Raw genomic sequence first — 8,899 nt, 5'->3', positions numbered from 1 at the left:
TTCTTGGGTGCATGGCCGGTGGTTGGTATTTGGTTCACCGCTTTAGGTGTAAGCACGATGGCTTTCAACCTCAACGGTTTCAACTTTAACCAATCGGTTGTGGATTCGCAAGGTCGCGTGATTGGAACTTGGGCTGATATTATCAACCGCGCTAACTTGGGTATGGAAGTGATGCACGAGCGTAATGCTCACAACTTCCCTCTGGATTTGGCTGCTGGTGTTTCTGCTCCGGTTGCTATGACTGCTCCTGCTATCAATGGCTAAGTTTGAGATTTAGCTAAACAAAAAGCGCTCTCCTTTTAGGGGGGCGCTTTTTGTTTTTTATGCAAAAAGGCAACAATTTATGTTGACTAATTTATATAGTTATGGTATTGGATTGAAATTCGATCGCACCATGATTTTAGTTTCCGATCGCGCACAAAACCTAAATTTTTTGAGAAAAAATTATTAAAGCGATCGCTCTTCTAATAGAAGAATTTTAAATTTTGTTAAATAGCTCGTAGACGATCGAATCAAAGAAGCCTGAAAATCAAAGATCTCAGAAGTAAACAGTTCGGGGTGAGTGTAGCGAGAGTTGCGCCCACGGTTGTGAATAGGGAAAACTTTAATAGGTTACTTTTTTTCAGTTATTTTCAAATCCAATATTTGTGGAAGTTTTGATATGCCATCCGAAACAGATGTACAGAGTACAAATACTCACGCCAAAGTTCGCCTGTTGCTAGCTTTGTGGGATTTAGGGGGATCGCAGCAGGAAGTCGCGACGGGACAGCTGACAAGACGAATTGTACCCAAGGGTGGGAAAAAGGGAGATTTTCAGGAGCTTTTCGATCAGTTACAGGGAGAAGGTGCGATCGAAGTTTCCAAGAAGGGATACAAAATGCCTGCAAAAGGCGTTGAGATGTTGAGCGGTATTTTGAAAAGTCCCGATTTCCGTTTTCGCAGCCAAGTTGGTGCAAAAACCGCAAATGCGCTGTTGAAGTGGATCGGCGCGGGGGGAACTCTAGGTGATGGAGGAACTGCACCAGCTGTTGCGGGTAAGGGAGTAGAGGGTGCGATCGCTTCTTATGACGAGTTCAAGGGTGTGGCATTGGATGTTTACGACAAACTCAACCGTGATTACAACTTGGATAACTTGGTGCCAATTTACAGGATACGACGGGAGATTGGGGAGAAGGTTGCGCGATCGCAGTTCAACGAGTGGCTACTCGAAATGCAAGCTAATGATATTTTTCAATTTATGGGAGGAGAGATGCCAGATATGAGCCCTGATAAAGCTGAAGACTCCATTACCACTCCATTAAGTGGATTGCGTTACTACGCCAAGCGCTTGAATCCCTAAACTCAAACTTGACCTTTTAGTAGTTCTCTACCTCACACTTATGACCGCAACCATATCTACTTTTTCTCCCATAGAAAAACTGAACGCTGCTATCCAAAGTCATAACCCTTTTGCTAGGGCTGCTGTTGTTAGGGTTAACGATGTTTGGGGTCAAGGATTCCCCGATCTATCGACTCTAAATGCTCATGCTTCTGATGCTGTTTTTCAGGCCATTCAACAAGTTAGCTCTGGTGAAGCCAAAGTTACTTCTCTCGCTATAACCGCTGAAAAAGGAGTAGGAAAAACGCACCTTTTAAGTCGAATTCGTCACTATTTACAAGCTCATGGTAGCGCTTTATTTATCTACGCTGGGGCTAATCGTTTTACTCACTCAGATCTGCTAAAATACCAGTTTTTACAAATTTTGTCAGATAGCCTCAACCAGGTTGGTAGCCAAGGAGTAAAGCAGTGGCAAGAACTAGCTACGGCCATGTTAAATATAGCCACAGAAAAGCAAAATTCTCCTAAAGACTTGATTGAAAAAAAGTTTTCCTATGCGTTAGCTAAAAACAAAAATTTAATAGATCACTTAACCGCGTCAATTATCAAAAATCATCCTAATAGTGACCCGGATATTATTCGGGCTATTTTATGGACACTTTCAGAATCTAATGCCTCTTACGCGATTAAATGGTTATCTGGCAATGATTTATCAGAAGCAAAAGCTGCTGAATTAGGACTACCCAACATTGATAAAGAACAACGAGAAGCCAACGCATTTGAAAGCGTACTACAAATTTTAACTTTGTTGAGTGACTACAAACCAGTAGTTATTTGTTTTGATGAACTAGAAATAGTTAACCTTGATGAAGGGAGTTTTCACAAACCTGAAGCTGTTGCTGGATTAGTTAAAAATATTTTTGACAGTCTTAATCTATTGAGTACCAGTAAAGGCGTTGTTATTTTAACAGTAATGATGCCAGATACGTGGAAATTAAAAATTAAAAAACTTTCAGGCGGCATACCAGATCGCCTTTCATCTGCGGCAACAGAATCAATTGAGTTAAGACCTATGGATGGGGACTCAATTGTTCAGCTAGTTACTCTATGGCTTAAAGACTTTTATAGGTCAAAAAATTTAGTTCCTCATCATCCCCTCTATCCATTTACAGAAAACCAACTTAGACAACAAGTTAAAGAAAAACCGCCAGTACGTAAAGTTTTGCAATGGTGTGCAACGAATTTTCAAGTTAGTAGTACATCTTCTTCAGATAATGGCTTTAAGCAACCAGATACACCACCTCACCCTGTTGAAGTTGCTTTTAGTAAAGAAATGACAGTAATTGAACAGTCTATAGACACCTTAATGGAAGATAAAGCGACACTTGCTGATGCTCTGAGGTGGGGATTTCAAAGCCTGATTAAACTTGGAGAAACGATAGAAGAAGCAAAAGTTTACCGACTTGAAGAGATTGAACCAAAAAAAGAAAATAGTGGTTACATTGACTTCAAAATTTTAGTTAAGCAAAACGCCAAAGCAATCAAAATAGGAGTGGCTGTACTTCAGCAATCTAGTACCCATAGTGTGTTAGCTGGATTAAGGCGGCTAATTGCATTCAAAACATTTGGAATACATCGTAGTTGCTTAGTTCGTGCTAAAGAAATTAACCCAGGAGCAACTCAAGCTCAAGAGTGTTTAAATAAACTTATATCTTCCAAGCGAGGGGAATGGGTTCCACTGAAAGTAAATCCGATAAAACCGCTTTTAGCTATTCGATCTGTATACCTTGGTCAAGTAGATCACGGGTTGACAGAAAAGGAAATTTTAGAGTTTATTGCCCAGAGAAAGCTAGTTATTAACAATTATATCATTCGGAAAATTATCAGTGAGCCGACAGGTAAGATACCTAACATAATCGATCTCGATAAATCTGAAGAGGTCATTATTGAATCTCCAGACCCAATTGCTACAGAAAAAGATGCTAATGAAAAGCAAGGAAAACTAATTACTTCGGATTTGTCATGGATAGATAATATTACTAAACTGGGTAATCGAAGTAAAGAACTGGATGAAGGAAAGAGCAATTATCAAGCAGGAACAGATTTTGAAAATATTGTACGCCGTAGCCTTGAATTTATAGGTTTTACGATTAATGAATCTTACAAAGGTGGCGCAGGCGGTTTGGATTTATTTTGCTCAAAGCCATATCCTTTAGCTGGAGAGTGTAAAGCTGGTAGAAGTATTCCCGATCGCACAGTTGAAGAGTTGGACAGAATTGGTAAAAGGCACTTAAAAGAGAACTATATGACCGCTGTCAGGTTGATTATTGGCCCTGGTGAGCCAACTAAAAATCTTCGAGAATCAGCTGAAGTCTCAAAAGTTAGCATAATCAAACCTATGACTCTACAAAAGCTAGTTGAACTACAAGCAAAATATCCAGGCTCAGTTAATCTAATTGAACTAAAACCATATTTAGAAGCGGGTCAAATTGATAGCAAAATTCATGAATATATAGAAAAAGTTTTGAAAGATATTAGACTGAGATCGCATATCGTTGAAGCAGTAAAACAACTGGGTGAAGCTGGAAGCGGACATTTAACAGCCGAAGTTCGTGTCCAATATAATGCCGTGTTTAAGGAAAAGGAACAAACCTTTAAACCAGAGGATTTACGATTGGTTCACGAATTACTCCTAGAACTTTCCTCGCCTTTAACAGGTTACTTAGGACGGAAAAAAGGTAGTGATTGGCAGAGCGATCGCTTTTGCTTTCTCCGCGATTTGCCAATAGAATAAACCGCTTGAATATGCCAAACTTAATTGTTATAGCAGGGCCAAATGGTGCGGGGAAATCGACAGTTGCCCCTATCTTATTACAAGAAACGCTTGGAGTAAATGAATTTGTCAACGCGGATGCGATCGCGCAAGGATTATCGGCATTTGCTCCAGAAGCAGTGGCATTTCAAGCTGGAAGAATTATGCTAGAACGATTACAACAACTAGCCAATCAAAGAGCAAATTTTGCCTTTGAAACTACTCTAGCTAGTCGAACTTTTGCTCCTTGGATTGCTAACTTACGCCAAGCAGGTTATGTATTTTACCTCCTTTTCCTTTGGTTACCTAGCCCAGAGGTTGCGATCGCTCGCGTCCAACAAAGAGTTCGCGAAGGCGGTCATAATGTCCCGGAAGAAACTATACGAAGGCGGTATAATTCAGGTATCCAAAATTTCTTTCAATTATACCAACCTTTAGCAGATAGCTGGCGGTTTTATGATAATTCTAATCCAGCCGAAACTTGCCTAATCGCTTCTGGCAGAGGAATAATTGAAGAGGTAATTTATGAAAATAGTACATGGGGAAATATTAAAAAGGTATTTAGCTAATGAATGCAACAAATGAACAAAGGATTGGAGAAATTTTTTCTGAGGGAATCTCGATCGATCGAGCTTTGAATCGAGCCGTGCAAAAAGCTGTTTGGAAACACAAAGTTTTAGGTAATCCTGTAGCCGCGTGGCGAGATGGTAAAGTTGTCTGGATACCTCCTGAAGAAATTTCTATACCAGAGGATTCTTCTTCTTTAAATTCCCAGCAGAAATAGATGAATGGGGGTAAATTAATTTAAGATAGCGATGGATTCTACTTTATCCGCGAGATGTCGAGCGACTGAGCTAAAATGAACATTATACTTGAAAATGCAGCAAAGATACAAGATATGGATGATATTCAACCGGGAACCCTTGAGAAACTGGCCAAATTGCAAAGCCAGTATCCTGGAGCCGTAGATATATTTAAACTGAAAGATTGTCAGAATCCAGGAGAAGCTGATAATGCAGTTGAGAAATATATCGAATTGGTTTACAGTAAACTAAAGTTGCGATCGTACCTTGTGCAGTTAGTCAAGCATATTTTAAAAAAAAGTAATACAGAAAGTGTTAAGTTTAGTGAATTGCAAGGCTATTATGCCAGTGCTGACGCGCCACCGCCTTTTTTAAATCGGGAAGAATTGCACGGGGTACTGATGGAACTTTGCTCGCCGCTGACAGGCTACTTAGGATGTGATGAAGGACAGGATATCGATAGCGATCGGTTTTACTATCTGCGCGACTTAGAAGTAGTATAAAAACATTTTTCCGGATCGCCATGAGTTAACTAAGTAAAATTGCTGGAATATGGCATCTCCACCTGAACAGCAAACTCAAGCGGACAGAAAACAGCTATTGTAAAGAGGTTTCAGCAAACCTCTTTACAATATCTTGGTGTTAAGCTCGATCGCTGCTAAAATCAATATTTCGATCCTCAGTACAACCTTATGGGCAACATCTTCGGTCATCTATTTCGCATCACTACATTTGGCGAATCCCACGGCGGCGGCGTGGGAGTCGTAATTGATGGTTGCCCACCCCGACTGGAAATATCTGCCGAAGAGATTCAAGTAGAATTAGACAGGCGGCGTCCGGGACAAAGCAAAATCGTCACCCCGCGCAAAGAAAGTGACACCTGCGAAATCCTATCAGGCGTGTTTGAAGGCAAAACGCTGGGAACGCCGATCGCAATTTTGGTGAAAAATCAAGATACCCGCCCGCAAGATTACGATGAAATGGCCCAGAAATATCGCCCTTCCCACGCCGATGCTACTTACGACGCTAAATACGGCATCCGCAACTGGCAGGGTGGCGGCAGATCTTCGGCGCGAGAGACAATCGGTAGAGTAGCCGCAGGCGCGATCGCTAAAAAAATTCTTAAACAGTTCGCTAATGTGGAAATAATCGGCTATGTTAAGCGAATTAAAGACCTAGAAGGCGTCGTCGATCCTAACACCATCACGATGGAACAGGTAGAAAGCAACATAGTCCGCTGTCCGGATGGCGAATGTGCCGATCGGATGATCGAACTAATCGAAGAAGTGCGGCGAGCTGGCGATTCGATCGGCGGCGTCGTAGAATGTGTGGCGAGGAACTTACCTAAAGGCTTAGGCGAGCCAGTATTCGATAAACTAGAAGCAGACCTAGCAAAGGGTGTGATGTCCTTACCGGCGAGTAAAGGGTTTGAAATAGGCTCTGGATTTGCAGGTACGCTGCTCACGGGCAGCGAGCATAATGACGAATTTTATATCGACTCCAGCGGTAATATTCGCACTGCGACTAACCGTTCTGGAGGCATTCAGGGTGGCATTTCTAACGGCGAAAACATTATTATGCGAGTGGCATTCAAACCTACAGCTACTATTCGTAAAGAGCAGCGTACCGTGACTCGTGAAGGCGAACAAACAACACTCGCCGCCAAAGGACGGCACGATCCTTGCGTTTTACCTAGAGCCGTGCCTATGGTAGAAGCAATGGTTGCTTTAGTGCTGTGCGATCATTTGTTACGGCACCAGGGGCAATGTGGCACCTTGAAATTTGAAGATGCAGATGGAAACTAGCCCTTCTTCCGAATTTGTTGTTCAGTTCTGGGGTGTCCGAGGTAGCATACCCACCCCTGGAAACCAAACCGCACGCTATGGCGGCAATACCTCCTGTATAGAAATGCGGGTAGGTGGCAAGCGCCTCATCTTTGACGGCGGTAGCGGTTTACACGTATTGGGTAGAAGTTTACTCAAGGAAATGCCTGTAGAGGCATATATGTTTTTTACCCACTACCACTGGGATCACATTCAAGGAGTGCCCTTTTTTACTCCAGCTTTTATCAAAGGTAATTGCTTTCATATATATGGAGCGGTGCCACAAGATGGGGGTTCGATGAAACAGCATTTCATCGAAAGAGTACTCCATCCGAATTCGCCAGTGCCCCTAGAAGGAATGCAAGCAGATTTGAAATTCTACGATATGGTCTGCGGGGATACTATCACCCTAGATGATATCACTATTGAAACAGGGCCGCTCAACCACCCAAATGGAGCGATGGGATATCGAGTGACATGGCAGGGACACTCGGTATTTTACTGCACCGATACAGAACATTTCCCCGATCGTATGGATGAAAATGTGCTGCACCTGGCCCGCGAAGCCGACTTTTTGATTTACGATTCTATGTACACCGATGCCGAGTATCATAATCCGAAATCTCCCAAAGTCGGGTGGGGACACTCTACCTGGGAAGAAGGAGTAAAAATAGCTGAGGCAGCTGGGGTGAAAAAATTTGTGAAATTTCACCACGAACCGGGTCACAGCGATGATTTTCTCGATCAACTCAAAGAGAAGATGTTAACAGTTTCCCCCACAGCTGTGCTAGCTCAAGAGGGAATGATTTTGAAGGTGGTGTGAAAAAGGCGAAAGGCAAAAGTTAAAAGTCAAATGTCAAAAGTCAATCGGGAATTTTAGATTTTAGATAGGAAGAAAATCTAAAATCTAAAATTCTGATTGGGAGAGAAACTGGGATGACGAAAACAACCGAAGCCAGAGGGTCGCTACCTTTACCCCCCGGTAGTTTTGGTTTGCCGTTGATTGGGGAAACAGTCAGCTTTTTGCGCGATCGCAACTTTGTAAATAACCGCCAAAAAAAATATGGGCCGATTTTCAAAACCCACATCATGGGGCGTCCTACCGTATTCATGACAGGCGCGGAGGCGAACCGCTTCATCTTGTCAAGCCATATGGATCGGTTTTCTTGGCGGGAAGGTTGGCCCGATACCTTCAAAGAACTGCTGGGTGAGTCTCTATTTTTGCAAGAAGGAGCAGAACATCAGCGAAACCGCAAATTGCTCATGCCAGCTTTTCACGGTAAAGCGCTGGGCAACTACCTGAGCGTCATGGAACGCATGACCCAAAATTATTTGCAAAAATGGGAGCGTCTTGGCAGCTTTACTTGGTTTCCAGAATTCAAACAACTGACTTTTGAAATTGCCAGTTTTCTACTTATCGGTAGCGAACCGGGAGAGGAGACAACGCAACTGAGTCAATGGTTTACCGAACTGACTGATGGCTTTTTTACAGTGCCCTTGCGTTGGCCTTGGACTACCTACGGGCGGGCTTTGCGGGCACGCGATCGCCTCCTAGTACACATCGAAAAAGCCGTGCTGCACAGGCAGCAAGAACCCGCACAGGATGCTTTGGGATTGCTAGTCCAGAGTCGCGATGAAGAAGGCAACCGCTTGAGTATGCAAGAACTCAAAGTCCAAGCGCTGCTAATGCTGTTTGCAGGACACGAGACAACCACATCCATGCTCACTTCGTTTTGCATGGCGCTAGCACAGCACCCCGACGTATGGACACGCGCCCGCGCCGAACAACAAAAGCTGGCGGGGGATGGTTCCCTGACAATGGAACAGATCAAACAAATGACCTATCTAGAGCAAGTGCTGCGAGAAGTGGAACGACTTTACCCGCCGGTGGGCGGTGGTTTTCGCTGTGCGATCGAGCCATTTGAATTTAACGGTTATTATGTTCCCAAAGGTTGGCAGATTACCTACCGCATCCCGGAAACCCATCAAGATAGCCGCATTTTTAGCCAACCCGAACAATTCGATCCCGATCGTTTTAAGTAGTCGGACAAAAGTAATCGACACTGTATGAACTTTTGTTAAGGCACTTGCAGGAGTGCCTTCGCACAGCGTGCCGTAGGCATATCGTGCATCGGCACAATTA

At 43.2% G+C, this 8,899-nt stretch carries 6 protein-coding genes and 4 pseudogenes; all 10 read left to right on the top strand.

The window, feature by feature from the left end; translation table 11 throughout:
- Nucleotides 1–264, top strand: a pseudogene (locus H6G03_RS36165) (photosystem II q(b) protein); the annotation flags it as partial.
- A 397-nt stretch (nucleotides 265–661) separates the two neighbouring features.
- Entirely contained in the window at nucleotides 662–1,339 is a 678-nt protein-coding gene (locus H6G03_RS36160) for a hypothetical protein (RefSeq protein ID WP_190475613.1), read from the top strand.
- Nucleotides 1,340–1,379: 40 nt separating this feature from the next.
- Nucleotides 1,380–2,183: pseudogene (locus tag H6G03_RS39945) on the top strand (ATP-binding protein); the annotation flags it as partial.
- Between the two features lie 1,143 nt (nucleotides 2,184–3,326).
- A pseudogene (locus tag H6G03_RS39940) lies at nucleotides 3,327–4,112 on the top strand (DUF1802 domain-containing protein); the annotation flags it as partial.
- Between the two features lie 11 nt (nucleotides 4,113–4,123).
- Nucleotides 4,124–4,699 (top strand): zeta toxin family protein, encoded by a 576-nt coding sequence (locus H6G03_RS36150; RefSeq protein ID WP_190475610.1) that lies wholly within the window; start codon nucleotides 4,124–4,126, stop codon nucleotides 4,697–4,699.
- On the top strand, nucleotides 4,699–4,914 hold the full coding sequence (locus tag H6G03_RS36145) for a hypothetical protein (RefSeq protein ID WP_190475608.1): 216 nt from the start codon (nucleotides 4,699–4,701) through the stop codon (nucleotides 4,912–4,914). Before H6G03_RS36150 ends, H6G03_RS36145 begins: the two co-directional genes overlap by 1 nt.
- A gap of 75 nt (nucleotides 4,915–4,989) precedes the next feature.
- Nucleotides 4,990–5,436 carry a hypothetical protein gene (locus H6G03_RS36140; protein ID WP_190475606.1) on the top strand — a complete coding sequence of 149 codons (447 nt, stop codon included), beginning with the start codon at nucleotides 4,990–4,992 and terminating at the stop codon, nucleotides 5,434–5,436.
- 189 nt (nucleotides 5,437–5,625) lie between these two features.
- Nucleotides 5,626–6,738 carry a chorismate synthase gene (aroC, locus tag H6G03_RS36135; RefSeq protein WP_190475604.1) on the top strand — a complete coding sequence of 371 codons (1,113 nt, stop codon included), beginning with the start codon at nucleotides 5,626–5,628 and terminating at the stop codon, nucleotides 6,736–6,738.
- The gene (locus H6G03_RS36130; RefSeq protein ID WP_190475602.1) at nucleotides 6,728–7,579 is read left to right on the top strand and encodes an MBL fold metallo-hydrolase; all 852 of its coding nucleotides are present in this window, start codon (nucleotides 6,728–6,730) and stop codon (nucleotides 7,577–7,579) included. Before aroC ends, H6G03_RS36130 begins: the two co-directional genes overlap by 11 nt.
- 113 nt (nucleotides 7,580–7,692) lie before the next feature.
- Nucleotides 7,693–8,793, top strand: a pseudogene (locus H6G03_RS36125) (cytochrome P450); the annotation flags it as partial.
- Nucleotides 8,794–8,899 lie beyond the last annotated feature (106 nt).

Origin of the sequence: Aerosakkonema funiforme FACHB-1375, assembly GCF_014696265.1 — a bacterium.
Taxonomy (GTDB): domain Bacteria; phylum Cyanobacteriota; class Cyanobacteriia; order Cyanobacteriales; family Aerosakkonemataceae; genus Aerosakkonema; species Aerosakkonema funiforme_A.
The sequence above is the reverse complement of the archived record's forward strand: the minus strand, read 5'-3'. Positions and strand labels throughout refer to the sequence as shown.

What these genes read in the sequence shown, in the direction of transcription:
- H6G03_RS36150 (WP_190475610.1), top strand. Translation starts at nt 4,124, where the DNA reads ATGCCAAACTTAATTGTTATAGCAGGGCCAAATGGTGCGGGGAAATCG.
- H6G03_RS36140 (WP_190475606.1), top strand. Translation starts at nt 4,990, where the DNA reads ATGAACATTATACTTGAAAATGCAGCAAAGATACAAGATATGGATGAT.
- aroC (WP_190475604.1), top strand. Translation starts at nt 5,626, where the DNA reads ATGGGCAACATCTTCGGTCATCTATTTCGCATCACTACATTTGGCGAA.
- H6G03_RS36160 (WP_190475613.1), top strand. Translation starts at nt 662, where the DNA reads ATGCCATCCGAAACAGATGTACAGAGTACAAATACTCACGCCAAAGTT.
- H6G03_RS36145 (WP_190475608.1), top strand. Translation starts at nt 4,699, where the DNA reads ATGAATGCAACAAATGAACAAAGGATTGGAGAAATTTTTTCTGAGGGA.
- H6G03_RS36130 (WP_190475602.1), top strand. Translation starts at nt 6,728, where the DNA reads ATGGAAACTAGCCCTTCTTCCGAATTTGTTGTTCAGTTCTGGGGTGTC.